Source organism: Bacillus sp. MD-5, assembly GCF_002201875.1.
In the GTDB taxonomy this organism is placed as follows: Bacteria; Bacillota; Bacilli; order Bacillales; family Bacillaceae; genus Bacillus; species Bacillus stercoris.
Genome location: NZ_CP021911.1, coordinates 1,767,440 through 1,786,058 on the forward strand (window position 1 = coordinate 1,767,440; position 18,619 = coordinate 1,786,058).

An 18,619-nucleotide genomic window follows, 5' to 3' on the forward strand; every position below is an offset into this window, starting at 1 on the left:
GGAAGAATTTATGATGTTTTATATCAGTTTATTTCTGATTCTTTGGCTGGCTGCGGGGTTTGCAGTGGGAATGAAACAAGTGTATGTCGATCAACTGTTTGATAAAGCTGTGATCGAAAGGCTGGAAAAAGAAGCGAATGATCATGGACACGCTGACCGGATGATCAAACAGCGTGTCCTTTATATCGCAGCAGTGACATTAAGCGGATTTATTTCTGTTTATCATGAACTTAAAACAATTCCGCAAAGGCGAAACATAAGAAAAATTGAAAAAAACATCATGAAATTAAATCAAGCAAAAAAACGAAGAATGAAGAGAAAATAAAAAATGCACAGGCCAAATGGCAGGTGCGTTTTTGTTTTGTATGGAAATGTGAGGAAGTGGTGCCAGATTCCTTTTCATAAATTCAAAAATGAGAAGAACAGCGCCCGGGCTAATGGTATATAATATTGTGAATTTAACAAAAATTTAACAAGGAGGACGAGAGAAATCGTGCTAAAGCCTCAAAGAAACCGACATCCTGTTGATTTGGACTTAGAGGCGGAGTAGATGAAACCGGCCAAAGTATCCCTGCTCCGCCGTTTGCTCCATTCCTTGAAGCATGTTGATTGTAACATAGCCAAACGTTTTCCATCAACTATTAAAATTGTAAAATTATTGTTAATTTTTATGGTATTTACTCCGATTTCTTCAATTTATGCTGAAGATGTATATCAGAATTTTGAGGAATTAAAAAACAATGAAGACCCTTCTGATTACGACATTGTTACGAAAGAAACCGAAAGCCCTGTACTTGTTTTAGCCATTCACGGAGGAGGTATTGAAGGCGGGACAAGTGAGGTAGCGAGAGAGCTCAGCAAAGAGTACTCGCTGTATTTATTTGAAGGCTTAAAATCGTCGGGAAACTCAGTCCTGCACATTACGAGCACACATTTTGATGAACCTCGGGCCCTGAAAATGACGGAAAATCATGAATATGTCATTTCATTGCACGGATACGCAGAAGAAGATCAGCAGATCGAAGTTGGCGGTACAGATCGCGTAAGAGCGGCAGATTTAGTTGAGAAGCTGCAACATGCCGGTTTTCCTGCTGTATTGCTCAATACAGACCATCCGCATGCGGGCGTTAGTCCAAATAATATTGCAAATAAGTCAAAAACAGGTTTAAGTATCCAGATAGAAATGAGCACAGGCTTTAGAAAGTCTTTGTTCGGCATCTTTTCTTTAAAAAGCAGAGCTGTTACTCAAAATGAGAGGTTTTATGATTTTACAGAAGAGATGTCCCGTTTTCTCAAAAATAGCTACTGAAAAAATAGCTACTGAAAAATAGGAGGCAATTTGACAGCCTCCTATTCCTTATGCTTCTCATTCGTTTCGGGAAACAGCTCGTCCGCGGTTTCCGTTTGATACTGCAACGTGTTATCTCTGGCTGACAGTTCATTTCGGAAATTTTCATCAAGCACATTTTTCAGTAAATACCGATGAAAAAAGTATTCAAATACAGTAAGACAGGCAGCGGACAGAAGAGCAGCTCCAAATGGTGAAAAATCGTTTCTTGTTTGGGTTAAAACAAAGACCCAAAGAATCACGAAAGAAAGGCCAAAGTCAGCAAGTGAAGCTGTAATATTGTTTGTTCTCGGTAAGACGAGCATGTCGCCAGATAGATAGGAAACAAAACCCAAGAAAAGTGCAATAAACATCACGCTCAAAAAGGATGCGTGATAGACTCTGTCCAAAATCACATATAAAAGGGCGAGAGTGAAAGCAATCTTTGAAGCAAGCGCAATGATATGTTTCATTTGACCACCTAAATTGTTATTTTTTGAAGAAAATTCTTGGGAGAAACAAGTGATAAACATGGCAATTCGATATCATTCATAATGGTCATGACGATTACAGTGATTATTTTAAACAATCCGTTTTTGTTTACACTGGTATTTTTTTCAGCTGTATGAAACTTTCTAATGAAAAAGGTCGTATATGTAGATGATCAGCTTTCAAGGGGGAATGGTTTATGGAGATAAAAGGAATCAATCACTTGCTATTTTCAGTTTCGCATTTGGATACATCGATTGATTTTTATCAAAAAGTGTTTGGCGCAAAGCTTCTGGTAAAAGGGAGAACAACTGCATATTTTGATATGAACGGGATCTGGCTTGCGCTTAATGAAGAAGCAGACATCCCCAGAAATGAAATTAAGTCTTCTTATACTCATATTGCTTTTACGATTGAGGATCATGAATTCGAGGAAGTATCAGCGAAATTAAAAAGACTTCATGTCAATATTCTGCCTGGCAGAGAACGAGATGAACGCGATCGAAAATCAATTTATTTTACCGATCCTGACGGCCACAAATTTGAATTTCATACCGGAACCCTTCAAGACAGGCTTCGATATTACAAACAAGAAAAAACACATATGTCCTTTTATGACGATACGGCCTTTTGATATCACACACCATATATGGTTAAAAGCATATTTACTTGTTGTATATAGCTCACGACGATTTAGAGAAGTGAGCGGTTTTTAACAGAAAAATGAACTAAATAAACTATGTGCTAAATTTTCAATATATTCAATCGCCTCGCCCCTTAATAAATATGAAACCATATCCTTTCACGACCCAAAGAATGAAACATTTTTAAGAAGGTAGCGTCTAATATTATAAACATGCATGTGTTGATTAAAAGTTTCCTGAAGGAAAGAAAATTTCTTGACTTCAACAATCTTTTAGTGGATAATTATGGTGTAAACATGATGTTCTTTTTCCTCCTATTCAGGCTCGCACCCAAAAGTCAGGGCGAGCCTGCTTTTTTTGAACAACAAACCCCCTCTCCGTAAAGGAAGAGGGGGTTATTTCATGCATCTGATAGATCAATAGATTAATGGACCGTTCTGAACACGCCAATTACTTTCCCTAGAATGCTGACATTCTGCAAAATGATGGGTTCCATCGTTGGGTTCTCAGGCTGCAAGCGAATGTGAGTATCCTCTTTATAGAAACGTTTTACCGTAGCTTCATCATCTTCTGTCATCGCAACTACAATTTCCCCATTGTTCGCTGTGTTTTGCTGTTTAACGATGACATAGTCCTTATCGAGAATACCAGCGTCTATCATGCTGTCTCCCATAATCTCCAGCATAAATACATGTTCGTCTGGAGGAACCATGCGGTCAGGAAGCGGAAAGTATTCTTCAATATTTTCTACTGCTGTAATAGGAGATCCCGCTGTGACTTTCCCAATGACAGGTACATTAACAACCTGGCTTTGCGGAATGTCTACTTCTTCATCAAGAATTTCTATTGCTCTTGGTTTTGTCGGATCCCGTCTGATCAGCCCTTTTGTTTCCAATCGGGCCAAATGGCCGTGGACAGTAGAGCTGGACGCAAGCCCGACAGCCTCGCCGATCTCTCTCACGGAAGGCGGATATCCTTTTGATTTAACCTCTGCTTTAATAAAACGGAGGATATCAAGTTGCCTTTTTGATAGCTTCGTCATTTTTCGCACCTCAAAACGTCGATTTTAAGAAGATTATAGCATGATTTTCCTTACAGTACAAACATAGGTTCGAAAAAAACAATTGACAGAAACGTTTGTTCGTATATACTGAAATTATAAAAATGCGAACAAACATTCCTGTCGGAGGTATGATCATGAGTAAAGAATCTATTATTTTTGTCGGTCTGTTCACAGTGATTTTGAGCGCGGTTATCCTGATGCTGTCATATACAAGCAGCGGCCAAGAGCTTAATCAGTATGTTAAAATAGAAGTCCAGCAAGGGGACACACTCTGGTCAATTGCTGATCAGGTAGCTGATACAAAAAAGATAAATAAAAATGATTTTATCGAATGGGTGGCTGATAAAAATCATCTTCAGACGTCTGATATCCAGCCGGGTGATGAATTAGTGATCCCATTGAAAAAGAAGCATCAAGATGCATATGAATTGGCAACTGTAAGATAGAGAGGACAGATAGAAAAAAATGAAAGCACTCATTTATGCCCGTGTAAGCACAAATAAAGAACAACAGGAAACGTCGTTAAAGCGGCAGGAGGAGGAGCTTGCGGCCATTGCAGCTGAGAACGGCATGGAAGTTGTCAAAGTGATTTCTGAAAAAGCCAGCGGATATGAAATGGATCGGGATGGTGTATTTGAGCTGCTTGATGAGATTAAGAACGCTGGAATCGATGTCATTTTGGTTCAGGATGAGACAAGGCTCGGAAGGGGAAACGCAAAAATCGCACTGCTTCATTGCATTTACAGAGAAGGTGTGAAAGTCTATACAACTGCACACAGAGGTGAATTGGAGTTATCGGAGGCTGACTCAATGGTGCTGGAAATCGTCAGCATTGTGGAAGAGTATCAACGTAAAATTCACAACATGAAAATCAAACGGGGAATGAAGCGTGCAGTAAAAAACGGTTTTAAACCGCAAAAAAACTTAAAAAACCAACACGAGAACAGCGGAAAAGATAGAATAGAGGTGCCAATCTCTGAGATCGTCCGCCTGAGAGCGAATAAACTGACGTTTGCTGAAATCGCGGCTACCTTAAGAGGGTTTGGTTATGATGTCTCTAAAGCAACCGTTCACCGGCGTTTTCAGGAATACATAGAGAATGAAGAGACAGCGGAGTGAATCAGTTGTAAAACTTTTTTTGATCTAGTACTATATAGACAAAATGCAATAAATAAAGGAGTTTAACATGATTTCAAACGCGAAAATTGCCAGAATTAATGAGCTTGCTGCTAAAGCAAAAGCTGGCGTTATTACAGAAGAAGAAAAAGCCGAACAGCAAAAGCTCCGTCAAGAGTACTTGAAAGGTTTTCGTTCTTCTATGAAGAACACTTTGAAAAGTGTCAAAATCATTGATCCAGAAGGCAATGATGTAACACCAGAAAAGCTAAAAAGAGAACAAAGAAATAACAAACTTCACTAATATAAGAGGAATACGGCAATATCGTATTCCTCTTTTGCATATACTATAATCAAAACTCTTATGTGACAAAATTCAACAAGTTTCTCTCAAATTTAAGCTGAAACAGTTGAGAAAAAGTCGTCAGACATTTATGATGTAAGGGTACAACACATAAGGAAGGGGATTTTTATGGATACAATTGAAAAGAAATCAGTTGCTACCATTCGCACACTGTCAATAGACGCTATTGAAAAAGCAAATTCTGGTCACCCAGGGATGCCAATGGGGGCTGCTCCGATGGCATACACGCTGTGGACAAAATTTATGAACGTAAGTCCGGCAAACCCTGGCTGGTTTAACCGTGACCGTTTTGTTTTATCTGCTGGACATGGGTCAGCACTTTTATACAGCATGCTTCATTTAAGCGGGTTTGATCTTAGTATTGAAGATCTTAAGGGATTCCGCCAGTGGGGCAGCAAAACACCTGGACATCCGGAATTCGGACATACTGCCGGTGTGGATGCGACAACAGGTCCGCTTGGCCAAGGAATTGCCATGGCAGTCGGTATGGCAATCGCTGAACGCCATTTAGCGGAAACTTACAACCGTGATTCATTTAACGTAGTCGATCATTATACATACAGTATTTGTGGTGATGGTGATTTAATGGAGGGGATTTCTTCTGAAGCCGCTTCACTCGCAGGACATCTTCAGCTTGGCCGTCTGATCGTACTATACGATTCTAATGACATCTCTCTCGATGGAGATCTGAACCGTTCATTCTCTGAAAACGTAAAACAGCGTTTTGAAGCAATGAATTGGGAAGTTCTTTATGTTGAGGATGGAAACAATATTGAAGAATTAACAGCGGCTATCGAAAAAGCACGCCAAAATGATAAGAAACCTACATTAATTGAAGTGAAAACGACAATCGGATTCGGATCGCCTAACCGCGCAGGTACATCCGGTGTTCACGGCGCGCCGCTTGGTAAAGAGGAAAGCAAATTAACAAAAGAAGCATACGCGTGGACATATGAAGAAGATTTCTACGTTCCGTCAGAAGTATATGAGCACTTCGCTGCAGCTGTAAAAGAATCAGGCGAGAAAAAAGAACAGGAATGGAATGCTCAATTCGCTAAATATAAAGAAATTTATCCTGAACTTGCTGAACAGCTTGAACTGGCAATCAAAGGAGAGCTTCCGAAGGACTGGGATCAAGAGGTTCCTGTTTATGAAAAAGGAAGCAGCCTGGCATCCCGTGCATCTTCCGGTGAAGTTCTCAACGGACTCGCGAAAAAAATTCCTTTCTTTGTCGGAGGTTCTGCCGACCTAGCGGGATCGAACAAAACGACAATTAAAAATGCCGGTGATTTTACAGCGGTTGATTACTCAGGCAAAAACTTCTGGTTTGGTGTACGTGAATTTGCGATGGGTGCAGCATTAAACGGTATGGCGCTTCATGGCGGACTGCGTGTATTCGGCGGAACTTTCTTTGTCTTCTCTGATTACCTGCGTCCTTCTATTCGCCTTGCAGCGTTAATGGGCCTTCCTGTCACATATGTCTTCACACATGACAGTATTGCTGTAGGTGAAGACGGCCCGACGCACGAGCCTGTTGAACAGCTTGCTTCACTCCGTGCAATGCCTAACCTTTCTTTGATCCGTCCTGCAGACGGCAATGAGACAGCAGCAGCGTGGAAGCTTGCAGTACAAAGCACTGATCAGCCAACAGCGCTAGTGCTAACACGCCAAAACCTTCCTACCATCGATCAAACGCCTGAAGAAGCATTGGCAGGAGTAGAAAAAGGTGCATATGTTGTTTCTAAATCTAAAAACGAAACACCTGACGCTCTTCTCATCGCTTCAGGATCTGAGGTAGGTCTTGCGATTGAAGCGCAAGCAGAATTGGCAAAAGAAAATATCGATGTTTCTGTTGTCAGCATGCCTTCAATGGACCGTTTTGAGAAACAATCTGATGAATACAAAAACGAAGTCCTTCCTGCAGCTGTGAAAAAACGCCTAGCAATTGAAATGGGCTCATCATTTGGATGGGGCAAATACACGGGGCTTGAAGGAGACGTACTTGGCATAGACCGATTCGGTGCGTCTGCCCCTGGTGAAACCATCATTAACGAATACGGCTTCTCAGTACCGAACGTAGTGAATCGAGTAAAGGCATTAATTAATAAGTAAGTCTTTGAAAGAGGATGAGTCAAATCATCCTCTTTTTCTTGTTTATCCGACAAAAATAGTATTGGCTGTTTAACAGTAATAGACAATTCTTTCTTTTCTTCTTTTGTATAATAGAGAGCAAATGAAATGCTGCTGGAAAAGGGGATGAAAAGATGGAACGTCACTACTATACGTACCTGATAAAAGAGGAGTTTGCCAATCACTATTTCGGGCGGGAATCGGTTATGTTTGAGCTGTTTCAAGACTATCATTGGACAAGCCTTGAAAAGCAGCAATATGAAATGACAGAGAAACAGATTCAATATATTACACAACCAATCCCGATTTTACATATGCATCAGCGATTAAAAATGAATTTAAACAAAACGGATTACAGGCAGTTGGATTATATTTATAGAATAGCTTTGCCAAAAGCAAAAGGCCATGCGACATTTATGATGAAGGAGCACATGATAGAAATAGTGGCTTCGGGAGATTATGAGGCAGAAACGATATTCTTTGAAGTGTTAAGAAAAGTAAGCCCTTGTTTTTTAGCGATGGATTTCAATTCGAAGCGTTACGGATGGCTAAATCCGGTGAAAGAAAGAAATTTTGTCTAAAACCGAAGAAAAAGAGATGTAAATGTTGTATAATAGCTTTTGGTTTAGTACACTTTAAACTAGACAACATGAAGGAGGAAATAAAATGACTTTATGGGTTGGCATCCTAGTGGGCGTTGTTGCATTGCTCATAGGTGTTGCACTCGGGTTTTTTATTGCTCGTAAATATATGATGAGCTACCTGAAAAAGAATCCGCCTATTAATGAACAAATGTTACGCATGATGATGATGCAAATGGGAATGAAACCTTCTCAAAAGAAAATCAATCAAATGATGAAAGCCATGAATAATCAAACGAAATAATACGTAAAGATTATGATATAGAGAAACATGGTTATAAAATAAAAAACCCTTATACGGGTTTTTTATTTTGCGATCATTCATCACCCGCTACTGCTCGAAGGCGCTGCTTTTGATATTGTATGAGAAGATGGTCAAGCTCCTGACTGAGCTCTATCGTAATATGAGATGTCATTCCGTTCGCCATGACAATTTGCAGCAGCTCTGCTCTTTTTTTTTCAATTTCATTTAATAGATGCTCTCTAATCACAGGGATGTATCCTTTCATACATTAAATCTTCAAGTTGAATGTTTATATTATATCCATATTTATACTAATTTTCAAATGAGAAGGAGTACAATATCTCAATGTCAAATTAAATTATATAAGTTTTTTCTGAAAATAGAAATCCTTCAGGTGAAAGTGTTAAAAAAATGAAATGATTTTGTCATAACTTGAAGGAATGTCAAATCATGAAGGGATGATGACATGGGAGACGTAAATTATTTTTTGACATTCGGAGCGGGGTTTTTATCTTTTATTTCGCCTTGCTGCCTGCCGCTTTACCCAGCTTTCTTGTCATATATTACAGGGGTCAGCATGGATGATGTAAAAACAGAAAAGCTGCTGCTGCAGAAAAGAAGCCTGTTTCATACTTTGTTTTTTTTGCTCGGCTTTTCAGTCATTTTTATTGCTTTAGGCTATGGAACATCTTTAATTGGCAGCCTGTTTAGGGATTACCATGATGCGATTCGGCAAATTGGCGCGTTGCTTATTATTTTGTTCGGTTTCTTTACACTCGGCGTGTTCCGGCCAGAGGCTATGATGAAAGAGCGGAGAATCCATTTTAAGCATAAACCGAGCGGGTTTTTAGGTTCAGTCTTAATCGGAATGGCATTTGCGGCGGGATGGACACCGTGTACCGGTCCAATATTAGGTGCTGTTATCTCACTTGCAGGCACCAATCCAGGCTCAGCCGTGCCATACATGATGTTATATGTACTCGGTTTTGCTGTACCGTTTGTTTTATTGTCTTTCTTTATCACAAAGCTGAAGTGGATAAGAAAGAACCAGCTTTTGATCATGAAAGCAGGCGGCGTTTTAATGATTGTGATTGGTGTGCTGTTATTCTTTGATTGGATGAGCCTGATCATTATTTTGCTGTCTGACCTTTTTGGGGGATTTACTGGTTTTTGATGACGAATTACTTTCGCACTACTACTAAACCTGTTGTTTTTGGTACAATAAGACTATTATTTGTGGAAATCGTTTTTTGGAGGGGCATATGACAAGAGTTTTAGTTGTAGACGACGCCAAGTTCATGAGAGTGAAAATCAGAGAGATCTTGGAAGAGGCAAATTACATAATCGCAGGCGAAGCGGCGGACGGCGAGCAAGCAGCGGATCTGTATAAAAAACTGCGCCCGGACATTGTGACAATGGATATTACAATGCCAGTGAAAAACGGCATAAAGGCGCTTCGTGATATCCTAACCTTTGATCCTAAGGCGAAGGTCATCATGTGCACTGCCATGCGCCAGCAAAGAATTGTAACGGAAGCAATTGAGCTGGGGGCAAAGGATTTTATTGTGAAGCCGTTCGAGGAAACAAAAGTGCTGGAAGCTGTCAGCCGCGTTATGGGATATTAAAGTCATTTCTTTTCAAAATGGTTTTTTTTATTGTTTTGGAGTATAGTATATAGTATCAACACTCCGAGAAACAAAGGAATGATAAGTATGATGATTATAATTTCATCGATTATTGCTGTGTTCATGGCTGTAGCTGTCATGGTTGTCAGAATAAAGTCCTCTGACAAGCCTGTTTCACCAAAAAAAATCATTCTCCCGCCGATTTTTATGAGTACGGGAGCGTTAATGTTTTTATTTCCGGTATTTTGGGTAACTGGTGCAGAGTTTTTAGAAGCATTCACTTTAGGTGTGATTTTCTCTATTTTTCTAATCAAAACCTCTAAGTTCGAAGTTAAAAATAATGAGATTTACATGAAACGCTCTAAAGCATTTGTTTTTATATTAGTCGGTCTTTTAGTGATCAGAATCGTGATGAAATCGATTTTGAGCACATCAATTGATTATGGTGCATTGAGCGGAATGTTTTGGATTCTGGCTTTCGGTATGATTGTGCCTTGGAGAATCGCCATGTATTTATCATATCGAAAACTTCATAACGAGCTGCAGTCAGCTAATATTCAAATGAATTAAAAAAACCTTTCCTCTTGCCAGGAAAGGTTTTTTATTTGAGAAGGGTTTGATAAGGCTCCAGATCGATTTTTTTGTCCCGCAGATGCCTTTTTAAGAAGGTATGGTCTCTTTTAGGAGTTGCGAGAATATAACCTTTGATCATAAGTTGCTGATCAATCTTTGCTACCTTTTCTTTTAATGCAAGCTCACCGATTTTGCCTGCGATTTTGGCTTTTGCTGCATCTCTGAACAGCTCTGGCACCGGCGCTGTCAATTCATCTAGAAACTGTTTATTTTCATCGTTCCATAAATGTTTGCTGTTTTCAATATAGTAATCCTGCCAATCAAGCTCTGACCTGCCGTCTTCTTTTGGTAAACGCTTTAAAAACTTTCGAAACATAAAAAACCCGCCGATTGATAATAAGATAACCATCATGATCACCCAAAATAGAATAAACCACAAAAACCATCCTTCCAGCATCAATCATCCCCCCTTATTCTAACCATATTGTATACGAAGAGAGATTAGAAGAACACAGTAAAAAAAGAATAGAAAAAAGTGATAGATGTCTAGTCAAAAGAGATAGTAGATCATATTCTATTGTATAGTGAATCTGCTATTTGGCCATGGGAGAGTCACTAGAGGGTATTTGACGATAAATGGACGGAAAAAAAGTCACTTTCATTATAGGGGATGAAAGTGACTTTTTATGTTTAGCTGAGAGGGAATTGAAGAGAAAAAGAAGAGCCATCTTCTGTTTCTTTATTGACGGCGACTGTGAGTATTTGATTTTCGCATTCGGCTTGAATGGTTTTGTCATTAAAATAAAAAGGAAGCATCATTTGTTTTTCAAAAGTCTGTCCAGATGATTTGACTGTTAAAATGAACTCGCAGCCAGACAGGGTAACCATTACTTGTGTCGGCTGTAAAAAAGTCAGGTCCGCTTCTATAATATACTGCTGACTTGTTTCATATAAATCAATAGGCAATGTTTCGTCGTACCAGGCGAAGGGGTCTTCAAAAAATTGCCGAAGCCATTCATCCATACTATCGAAATCATTTGCATCATTACGTTTTGAATGAGTCATGGAAGCATTCCTCCACATATCAACCTTGCCTTACAGTATATGCGGTGGATAATAAATGGGTGAACGCATAAAAAAACAGACACTAAGGTCTGCTTTTCTTACATATCATGGCTTGAGTTGTGCTTTTGTCTAGTGTGGTTTCGATTCTTCACTTTTTTGCTTCCGCTTAAAGGCTCAGGCTGTCCCGGATTGTGTCCTTTTGGCGCATTTTTATGCATATCTTTACTTGTATTTTTATTGGTCATAAAATGAGGACCTCCTTAAAAGAGTTCGATGTTATTGATTGGTTTTTCTCTTTTTATTATTTTGGCGTTCAGCTTCAGTCAGTACAAGCTGATCGTTTTCGATATAGCCGGCGCCTTTGCCTTGGCTTTTGGCGTCATTCATTCCGTTAATAACGTGATTCGCTTTTCTTTTAACCATCATTATCACCTCAATCATAATATGGCTCCTTTTAGTGTGTTCTATGAGAGAGCATAAACAGTAAAAATTACCGGTGTATATTCTCATAAGTCGAACTTATTGTATTTAATAAAAACATTGATATTTACTTATGTATGATTTTGTTTTAATATGAAATTGTGAGAAAATTGTGATGGAATGTAATGTTCATCTGAGAATGATCTGATCTGAAGGGGGATTTTGGAGAATGACAAACGAGCAAAAAACTGCAGCAAAAGACGTTTTCCAAGCGAGAAAAACGTTTACTACAAATGGGAAAACATATCATTACTACTCTTTAAAAGCGTTAGAAGATTCAGGTATCGGGAAGGTTTCGAAGCTTCCTTATTCCATCAAAGTTCTTTTAGAATCAGTTTTGCGTCAAGTGGACGGATTCGTCATCAAAAAAGAACATGTGGAAAATTTGGCAAAATGGGGAACTGCCGAATTAAAGGAAATCGATGTTCCGTTCAAACCGTCTCGTGTTATTTTACAAGACTTCACAGGGGTTCCGGCAGTAGTAGACCTTGCTTCACTGCGTAAAGCGATGGCAGCTGTCGGCGGAGATCCTGATAAAATCAACCCTGAAATTCCTGTTGATCTCGTTATCGACCACTCTGTACAGGTTGATAAAGCGGGTACGGAAGACGCGTTAGCAGTAAATATGGATTTAGAATTCGAAAGAAATGCAGAACGCTACAAATTTTTAAGCTGGGCAAAGAAAGCGTTTAACAATTATCAAGCAGTGCCGCCTGCAACAGGTATTGTGCATCAGGTCAACCTTGAGTTCCTGGCAAGTGTTGTCCATGCCATTGAAGAAGACGGTGAGCTTGTAACGTATCCTGATACGCTTGTGGGGACAGACTCACATACAACAATGATTAACGGTATCGGTGTTCTTGGCTGGGGTGTCGGCGGAATTGAAGCTGAAGCGGGAATGCTTGGACAGCCTTCTTACTTCCCAGTTCCAGAGGTAATCGGCGCGAAACTTGTCGGCAAGCTTCCAAACGGAACAACAGCTACTGACTTGGCGTTAAAAGTAACACAAGTGCTCCGTGAAAAAGGCGTTGTCGGCAAATTTGTTGAATTCTTCGGACCGGGAATTGCTGAACTGCCGCTTGCTGATCGCGCAACAATTGCGAACATGGCTCCGGAATATGGTGCTACATGCGGATTCTTCCCAGTAGATGAAGAAGCGCTCAACTACATGCGCCTGACAGGCCGTGATCCTGAACATATTGATGTTGTCGAAGCGTACTGCAGAAGCAATGGCTTGTTCTACACTCCTGATGCGGAAGACCCTCAATTTACTGATGTGGTTGAAATCGACCTCTCACAAATTGAAGCAAACCTATCAGGTCCAAAGCGTCCTCAGGATTTAATTCCGCTTTCTGCTATGCAGGAAACGTTTAAAAAGCACTTAGTCAGCCCTGCGGGTAACCAAGGGTTCGGTTTAAACGCTGAAGAAGAGAATAAAGAAATTAAATTTAAACTTCTCAATGGCGAAGAAACAGTTATGAAAACGGGTGCGATCGCTATTGCCGCGATTACAAGCTGTACGAATACATCTAACCCCTACGTGCTGATCGGTGCAGGACTAGTAGCGAAAAAAGCGGTTGAGTTAGGGCTTAAGGTGCCTAATTACGTGAAAACGTCACTTGCACCAGGTTCTAAAGTCGTTACAGGATATCTTGTGAATTCAGGCCTTCTTCCATACATGAAAGAGCTTGGCTTTAACCTCGTTGGGTACGGCTGTACAACATGTATCGGAAACTCAGGTCCGCTTTCACCAGAAATCGAAGAAGCGGTTGCGAAAAATGATCTTCTGATTACGTCTGTCCTTTCCGGAAACCGTAACTTTGAAGGACGTATTCACCCGCTTGTTAAAGGAAACTACCTTGCTTCTCCGCCGCTTGTTGTGGCATATGCGCTGGCTGGAACGGTAAACATTAACCTGAAAACCGACCCGATCGGTGTAGGTAAAGATGGTCAAAACGTATACTTTAACGATATTTGGCCGTCAACAGACGAAATCAATTCACTTGTTAAGCAAACAGTTACGCCTGAGCTCTTCCGTAAAGAGTATGAAACGGTATTTGATGACAACGAGCGCTGGAACGAGATTGAAACAACAGATGAAGCGTTATATAAATGGGATAACGAATCAACTTACATTCAAAATCCGCCATTCTTCGAAGAAATGTCTGTTGAACCAGGCAAGGTTGAACCATTAAAAGGTTTGCGTGTTGTCGGTAAATTCGGCGATTCAGTCACAACTGACCATATTTCTCCTGCTGGTGCAATCGGTAAAGATACGCCTGCCGGAAAGTATTTGCAAGAAAAAGGGGTTTCTCCTCGTGACTTTAACTCCTACGGTTCGCGCCGAGGAAACCATGAAGTCATGATGAGAGGGACATTTGCAAACATTCGCATCAAAAATCAAATCGCACCGGGTACAGAAGGCGGATTTACGACGTACTGGCCAACTGGTGAAGTAACATCCATCTATGATGCGTGCATGAAATACAAAGAAGATAAAACCGGTCTTGTTGTATTAGCAGGAAAAGACTACGGTATGGGATCTTCACGTGACTGGGCCGCAAAAGGAACAAACCTACTCGGCATCAGAACGGTAATTGCAGAGAGCTTTGAAAGAATTCACAGAAGCAACCTTGTATTCATGGGTGTGCTGCCGCTTCAGTTTAAACAAGGTGAAAATGCAGATACACTTGGCTTAACGGGTAAAGAAGTCATCGAGGTAGATGTTGATGAAACAGTTCGCCCTCGTGACCTTGTGACGGTAAGAGCAATCAATGAAGACGGCAATGTAACAACTTTTGAAGCAGTCGTCCGCTTTGACAGTGAAGTTGAAATTGATTACTACCGCCATGGCGGCATCCTTCAAATGGTGCTTCGTGAAAAAATGAAGCAGTCCTGATGAATCAATAGGAAGAGAAGGCATTTCGCTTTCTCTTCTTTTTATGACAAAATGTGCTGCGGAGGTGGCATATGCTGAAAAAATGGCTTGCAGGGATCCTGATTATTATGCTTGCCGGTTATATGGGTTGGAACCTGTATCAAACATACAGCAAAAAAGAAGTCGGAATTGAAGAGGGGCAACAAGCACCTGATTTTTCTTTGAAAACGCTGTCGGGAGAGAATAGCTCCTTAAAGGATTCACAAGGCAAAAAAGTATTGCTCAATTTTTGGGCAACTTGGTGTAAGCCGTGCCGTCAGGAAATGCCGGCGATGGAAGAGCTGCAAAAAGAGTATGCCGACAAACTTGCGGTTGTTGCGGTAAATTTCACTTCAGCTGAGAAAAGTGAAAAACAAGTCCGAGCGTTTGCTGATACGTATGATTTAACGTTCCCCATTCTGATTGATAAAAAAGGGATCAATGCTGACTATAACGTGATGTCATATCCAACGACATATATCTTGGATGAAAAAGGTGTTATTCAAGACATACACATTGGCACCATGACAAAAAAAGAAATGGAACAAAAACTGGATCTTGATTAGATTCAGTTTTTTTATGTTCAGATATGCTTACAAGTTTTCAGAATTGGAAAAAATAAAAGAATATGCGGAGGTGAGAAGCGTGAAGAAGATGAGAAAACGTTCTTTTCATGAGCTCGTCATGGAAAACAAAAAAGAGCTGATGACTAATACAGAGTATTTAAATCAGCTTGAGGAAAAGCTTGAACAGCGATTTAAGCAAAAATAACCTTTAATTTGTATTCATGTTTACCCCTCCTTTTGAGAAACCTATCTGTTGAGGAGGGATAAGCATGGGAAACAACAAGAAAAACGGTCAGCCTCAATATGCTCCAAGCCACTTGGGTACAAAGCCTGTGAAATATAAAGCCAATAAAGGGGAAAAAATGCATGATACTTCAGGACAGCAGCCGATCATCATGCAGACAAAGGGCGAGTAGCGAAAAATCGAGTTTATTTCTAGGAGGTACATCCGATGACAAAGAACCAAAATCAATATCAGCAGCCTAATCCTGATGATCGTTCTGATAATGTAGAAAAATTGCAGGATATGGTTCAAAATACAATTGAAAATATAGAAGAAGCAGAAGCAACAATGGAGTTTGCTTCAGGAGAAGATAAACAGCGTATCAAAGAAAAAAATGCAAGACGCGAACAGAGCATTGAAGCATTTCGCAATGAAATACAGGACGAATCCGCAGCGAGACAAAATGGATACCGCTCTTAAAAAACCAGGGAAACCTGGTTTTTTTCTTTCTGATTTGGTTATGGTAAAATGGGGCTAAATTGACGTTAAGGGAGCAGAGTAATCTTGCATGTATCAAAAAAAGAAATAGAAGTGCGTTATGCAGAAACAGATCAAATGGGGATTGTCTATCACGCAAATTATCTTGTGTGGATGGAGGTCGGCAGAACTGCTTTAATCAAGGACTTAGGCTTTTTATATAGTGATATGGAGAAAAAAGGTGTTCTGTCTCCAGTCGTTGATATCAACATCTCCTATAAAAAGCCGCTTCATTACGGAGAAACCGCGGTTGTCCATACATGGATAGAGGAATATAACGGCTTTAAAACCGTTTATGGTTATCACATTTATAATCCGGCCGGTGAGCTTTCCATCAAAGCCACCTCATCTCATATATGTGTGGATAAAGAAAGCTTTAAGCCTATTCAATTCCGCAAAGCTTTTCCTGATTGGCACGCAGCATATGAAAAGGCCAAAAAATAGGGAAGTGAACGGGATATGGCGTTTGGTGTGAAACGGGAGGAACTGAACCGGTGGAAACAAGCAGTGAAAAAAGGAGAAATCGCATTTTTAACACATTACTGGCTTGATGACCGGTTTCCGGAAGCAAAAACTGTGACAAAAGCCGGCTGTGCAGATATTGATAAGCTGATCCGGTGGGGAGCAGCCTACGGGTTAAAGAAAGAATGGATACATAAGAAAAGTGAATTTCCTCACTTTGATCTGCTGGGGGAGACCCAAAAATATATTTTGGAACAAGAAAACCTAACCGATCATCTTATACGATTTCATTTGTAAAAAAAAGAACGCACATCATGTGCGTTCTTTTTTATTGGTATTCAAAAACCGGTTCATTAGCGTCTTCTGAATAGCTGACGAGAAGGTCGTGATTATCAAAGTACCATAAATCACTTTCTTCAATAAAGAAGGTAATGCCGTCTGCTTCTGCAGTGACTCCAGCCTCTTGTGGGGCATCTTTCGCTACACCGAGAGAAAAACCCTTTTGAACGTTGCTGCAGCCTCCGTAGCGGACGAAAAAGCGAACCTGGTCTCCGCTTTCCAAATCGAGCTCTTCTTTATACCAGTTCAATGCGTCTTCGTTAATTGTCATATTCATAACAGCACACCCCTTTGTTCTTCATTTGAATTTTCTCTATTATAAACGTATTAGGCTATTCTGTGTCAAAAGAGAAGGTTTTTAAGCTTATAGCCATTTTACTTTAGGTTCTGTTTTATTGATGATTCGTTTAATGTTTGCCCGGTGTCTGTATATCACAAAAATAGTGAGCAGGGTAACGACAATCAATAAATACGTATCATGGACAAAGAAACTATATATAACAGTATAGATCCCTGTTAACATTGATGATAGAGAAACAAATTTAGTCAAGTATAAAAAGATGAAGAATACCGCAACCATCGTGATAAATAACAGAGGTGCGTAAAATAGCAAAACGCCACCTGATGTTGCCACGGCTTTACCGCCTTTAAATTTAGCGAAGACGGGGAACACATGGCCTATAACCGCAAAGACTCCTGCAAGAAGCGGATGAATATCAACGTGCATGAGAAAAGGCAATGCAGTTGCCAGTGTCCCTTTCAAAATATCTCCGGCTATGACGACCGAACCTGCTTTTACGCCCAGTGTACGGAATGCATTGGTAGCGCCTAAGTTGCCGCTTCCGTGCTCCCGAATATCGATTCCCTTGGCAAGCTTGCCCACAATTAAGCCAGATGGAATGCTACCTATCAAGTAGGCCAAAATAATCAATAAAGCAATTAACATCTACATTTCTCCTTTTTCAAATTCCCTTCTTTCTATTTTAACATGAGATGTCATGATCTGATGATAAGTTTTTTTGTAAAGTTTGCTTACAAATCTAATCAAACCTGCATCATATTTTGATTTCTCCTGTTTTGATCGTGTAAAATAAGTGGAAAAGGAGTGACTCATGATGCAAAACCCTTCTAAAGCGGAAATTAAAGAGATTCTTCAAAGAAGCAAACGTATAGCAGTAGTGGGGCTTTCAGACCGTCCGGATAGAACGTCACATATGGTTTCAAAAGCAATGCAGGACGCGGGTTATGAAATTATCCCAGTGAACCCGACAATTGATGAGGCACTAGGTGTCAAAGCCGTTTCATCTTTAAAAGAGATTGACGGTCCGATTGACATCGTCAATGTATTCCGGCGCTCAGAACAGCTTCCTGGAGTGGCGGAAGAGTTTTTAGAGACAGATGCCCCGGTATTTTGGGCGCAGCAAGGGCTGGTAAACGAGGAAGCATACCAGAAGCTAAAAGAAAAAGGCAGAACGGTTATCATGGATCTGTGCATAAAAGTGGCACACGCTGTAACAAAATAGGTGCAGAACTGCAAAAATCCTTGTGAATTCAAGGATTTTTGCTTTTTAATTTTAAGATATTGTTTGCGTATTACGGTGAAACAGATACAATAAAGCTTGAACAGCTTTTTTTGAATACCTTGTCCAGCTGGGTTTCGGCCGTTCGATTTGCGAAGGTCTGCTGCTTTATATATAATAAACAAACATACGTTCTCATAGTGCGAAAACAGCACTAGCCGATGTTTTGAGAACTGATTCGTTAGCTCTATGTTGCGATTGCAAACATATTGGTTATAATGAGGAGTCCAAGGC

At 40.2% G+C, this 18,619-nt stretch carries 29 protein-coding genes; 20 read left to right on the forward strand and 9 right to left on the reverse strand.

The features are described 5' to 3' along the window. Positions 1-10: 10 nt before the first annotated feature. Together CDO84_RS08625 and pghL are read left to right on the forward strand one after the other, a co-directional pair. Positions 11-325, forward strand: a complete 315-nt coding sequence (locus CDO84_RS08625; RefSeq protein WP_040083045.1) for a hypothetical protein — start codon at positions 11-13, stop codon at positions 323-325. 225 nt (positions 326-550) lie between these two features. Then, positions 551-1,309 carry a gamma-polyglutamate hydrolase PghL gene (gene pghL / locus CDO84_RS08630; RefSeq protein WP_040083043.1) on the forward strand — a complete coding sequence of 253 codons (759 nt, stop codon included), beginning with the start codon at positions 551-553 and terminating at the stop codon, positions 1,307-1,309. Between the two features lie 41 nt (positions 1,310-1,350). Here pghL and CDO84_RS08635 read toward each other — a convergent pair whose 3' ends face one another. Further along, a complete protein-coding gene (locus tag CDO84_RS08635) occupies positions 1,351-1,800 on the reverse strand; it encodes a YndM family protein (protein WP_014664120.1) in 450 nt (149 codons plus the stop codon). Between the two features lie 215 nt (positions 1,801-2,015). Between CDO84_RS08635 and fosM the strand changes: the two genes are divergently transcribed. After that, positions 2,016-2,450, forward strand: coding sequence for a FosM family fosfomycin resistance protein (gene fosM / locus CDO84_RS08640; RefSeq protein ID WP_040083042.1), 435 nt, complete (start codon positions 2,016-2,018; stop codon positions 2,448-2,450). Between the two features lie 434 nt (positions 2,451-2,884). On the opposite strand, the gene lexA is transcribed toward fosM, so the two are convergent. After that, positions 2,885-3,502 carry a transcriptional repressor LexA gene (gene lexA, locus CDO84_RS08650; RefSeq protein ID WP_003238209.1) on the reverse strand — a complete coding sequence of 206 codons (618 nt, stop codon included), beginning with the start codon at positions 3,500-3,502 and terminating at the stop codon, positions 2,885-2,887. Positions 3,503-3,651: 149 nt separating this feature from the next. Here lexA and yneA point away from each other — a divergent pair, with 149 nt between their 5' ends. From yneA to CDO84_RS08680, 6 genes are all read left to right on the forward strand, one after another. Continuing rightward, the gene (gene yneA, locus CDO84_RS08655) at positions 3,652-3,969 is read left to right on the forward strand and encodes a cell division suppressor protein YneA (protein ID WP_080478226.1); all 318 of its coding nucleotides are present in this window, start codon (positions 3,652-3,654) and stop codon (positions 3,967-3,969) included. A 19-nt stretch (positions 3,970-3,988) separates the two neighbouring features. Beyond that, a complete protein-coding gene (locus CDO84_RS08660; RefSeq protein WP_040083041.1) occupies positions 3,989-4,642 on the forward strand; it encodes a YneB family resolvase-like protein in 654 nt (217 codons plus the stop codon). Positions 4,643-4,709: 67 nt separating this feature from the next. Beyond that, on the forward strand, positions 4,710-4,943 hold the full coding sequence (locus tag CDO84_RS08665; protein WP_003231595.1) for a DUF896 domain-containing protein: 234 nt from the start codon (positions 4,710-4,712) through the stop codon (positions 4,941-4,943). Between the two features lie 168 nt (positions 4,944-5,111). Beyond that, positions 5,112-7,115 carry a transketolase gene (gene tkt, locus CDO84_RS08670; RefSeq protein ID WP_040083039.1) on the forward strand — a complete coding sequence of 668 codons (2,004 nt, stop codon included), beginning with the start codon at positions 5,112-5,114 and terminating at the stop codon, positions 7,113-7,115. Positions 7,116-7,267: 152 nt separating this feature from the next. Continuing rightward, positions 7,268-7,714 carry a sporulation inhibitor of replication protein SirA gene (sirA, locus tag CDO84_RS08675; protein ID WP_003231591.1) on the forward strand — a complete coding sequence of 149 codons (447 nt, stop codon included), beginning with the start codon at positions 7,268-7,270 and terminating at the stop codon, positions 7,712-7,714. An 85-nt stretch (positions 7,715-7,799) separates the two neighbouring features. Then, positions 7,800-8,018 (forward strand): YneF family protein, encoded by a 219-nt coding sequence (locus CDO84_RS08680; protein WP_003221221.1) that lies wholly within the window; start codon positions 7,800-7,802, stop codon positions 8,016-8,018. 73 nt (positions 8,019-8,091) lie between these two features. Here the strand turns inward: CDO84_RS08680 and ynzD are convergent, their stop codons facing one another. Then, positions 8,092-8,265 (reverse strand): aspartyl-phosphate phosphatase YnzD, encoded by a 174-nt coding sequence (gene ynzD / locus CDO84_RS08685; protein WP_024121579.1) that lies wholly within the window; start codon positions 8,263-8,265, stop codon positions 8,092-8,094. A gap of 219 nt (positions 8,266-8,484) precedes the next feature. Here ynzD and ccdA point away from each other — a divergent pair, with 219 nt between their 5' ends. The 3 genes from ccdA to CDO84_RS08700 all read left to right on the forward strand — a co-directional run bounded on the left by ccdA (position 8,485) and on the right by CDO84_RS08700 (position 10,213). Continuing rightward, positions 8,485-9,192, forward strand: a complete 708-nt coding sequence (ccdA, locus tag CDO84_RS08690; protein ID WP_040083037.1) for a cytochrome c-type biogenesis protein CcdA — start codon at positions 8,485-8,487, stop codon at positions 9,190-9,192. Between the two features lie 88 nt (positions 9,193-9,280). Next, positions 9,281-9,643, forward strand: coding sequence for a response regulator (locus CDO84_RS08695; RefSeq protein ID WP_014113939.1), 363 nt, complete (start codon positions 9,281-9,283; stop codon positions 9,641-9,643). Positions 9,644-9,721: 78 nt separating this feature from the next. Beyond that, a complete protein-coding gene (locus tag CDO84_RS08700; RefSeq protein ID WP_080478227.1) occupies positions 9,722-10,213 on the forward strand; it encodes a CcdC family protein in 492 nt (163 codons plus the stop codon). Between the two features lie 31 nt (positions 10,214-10,244). Here CDO84_RS08700 and yneK read toward each other — a convergent pair whose 3' ends face one another. The 4 genes from yneK to sspO all read right to left on the reverse strand — a co-directional run bounded on the left by yneK (position 10,245) and on the right by sspO (position 11,704). Further along, on the reverse strand, positions 10,245-10,673 hold the full coding sequence (gene yneK, locus CDO84_RS08705) for a DynA interaction protein YneK (protein WP_014664129.1): 429 nt from the start codon (positions 10,671-10,673) through the stop codon (positions 10,245-10,247). A 233-nt stretch (positions 10,674-10,906) separates the two neighbouring features. Beyond that, positions 10,907-11,299, reverse strand: coding sequence for an outer spore coat protein CotM (gene cotM / locus CDO84_RS08710; RefSeq protein ID WP_014664130.1), 393 nt, complete (start codon positions 11,297-11,299; stop codon positions 10,907-10,909). A gap of 80 nt (positions 11,300-11,379) precedes the next feature. After that, complete coding sequence (locus CDO84_RS08715) at positions 11,380-11,526, reverse strand: small acid-soluble spore protein P (protein WP_003221237.1); 147 nt, start codon at positions 11,524-11,526, stop codon at positions 11,380-11,382. Between the two features lie 31 nt (positions 11,527-11,557). Beyond that, positions 11,558-11,704: a small acid-soluble spore protein SspO gene (gene sspO / locus CDO84_RS08720; RefSeq protein WP_003244839.1), complete on the reverse strand. Its 147-nt coding sequence runs from the start codon at positions 11,702-11,704 to the stop codon at positions 11,558-11,560. Between the two features lie 226 nt (positions 11,705-11,930). Between sspO and acnA the strand changes: the two genes are divergently transcribed. The 7 genes from acnA to CDO84_RS08755 all read left to right on the forward strand — a co-directional run bounded on the left by acnA (position 11,931) and on the right by CDO84_RS08755 (position 16,763). Further along, positions 11,931-14,660, forward strand: coding sequence for an aconitate hydratase AcnA (gene acnA, locus CDO84_RS08725; protein ID WP_040083035.1), 2,730 nt, complete (start codon positions 11,931-11,933; stop codon positions 14,658-14,660). Positions 14,661-14,731: 71 nt separating this feature from the next. Next, positions 14,732-15,244 (forward strand): redoxin domain-containing protein, encoded by a 513-nt coding sequence (locus tag CDO84_RS08730; protein ID WP_040083033.1) that lies wholly within the window; start codon positions 14,732-14,734, stop codon positions 15,242-15,244. A gap of 79 nt (positions 15,245-15,323) precedes the next feature. Further along, complete coding sequence (locus CDO84_RS08735) at positions 15,324-15,449, forward strand: FbpB family small basic protein (protein ID WP_003244964.1); 126 nt, start codon at positions 15,324-15,326, stop codon at positions 15,447-15,449. A 64-nt stretch (positions 15,450-15,513) separates the two neighbouring features. Continuing rightward, positions 15,514-15,660, forward strand: a complete 147-nt coding sequence (gene sspN, locus CDO84_RS08740; protein ID WP_003221249.1) for an acid-soluble spore protein SspN — start codon at positions 15,514-15,516, stop codon at positions 15,658-15,660. A 35-nt stretch (positions 15,661-15,695) separates the two neighbouring features. Further along, a complete protein-coding gene (tlp, locus tag CDO84_RS08745; protein ID WP_014664135.1) occupies positions 15,696-15,947 on the forward strand; it encodes a small acid-soluble spore protein Tlp in 252 nt (83 codons plus the stop codon). Positions 15,948-16,031: 84 nt separating this feature from the next. Further along, positions 16,032-16,448, forward strand: a complete 417-nt coding sequence (locus CDO84_RS08750; RefSeq protein WP_014664136.1) for a YbgC/FadM family acyl-CoA thioesterase — start codon at positions 16,032-16,034, stop codon at positions 16,446-16,448. Positions 16,449-16,463: 15 nt separating this feature from the next. After that, positions 16,464-16,763 (forward strand): hypothetical protein, encoded by a 300-nt coding sequence (locus tag CDO84_RS08755; RefSeq protein WP_014664137.1) that lies wholly within the window; start codon positions 16,464-16,466, stop codon positions 16,761-16,763. A 31-nt stretch (positions 16,764-16,794) separates the two neighbouring features. Here the strand turns inward: CDO84_RS08755 and CDO84_RS08760 are convergent, their stop codons facing one another. Both CDO84_RS08760 and plsY read right to left on the reverse strand, forming a co-directional pair. Next, complete coding sequence (locus CDO84_RS08760; protein WP_014664138.1) at positions 16,795-17,082, reverse strand: HesB/YadR/YfhF family protein; 288 nt, start codon at positions 17,080-17,082, stop codon at positions 16,795-16,797. A gap of 87 nt (positions 17,083-17,169) precedes the next feature. Beyond that, positions 17,170-17,751: a glycerol-3-phosphate 1-O-acyltransferase PlsY gene (plsY, locus tag CDO84_RS08765; RefSeq protein WP_014664139.1), complete on the reverse strand. Its 582-nt coding sequence runs from the start codon at positions 17,749-17,751 to the stop codon at positions 17,170-17,172. Positions 17,752-17,920: 169 nt separating this feature from the next. Between plsY and CDO84_RS08770 the strand changes: the two genes are divergently transcribed. Further along, positions 17,921-18,328, forward strand: coding sequence for a CoA-binding protein (locus CDO84_RS08770; protein WP_040083030.1), 408 nt, complete (start codon positions 17,921-17,923; stop codon positions 18,326-18,328). Positions 18,329-18,619: the final 291 nt, after the last annotated feature.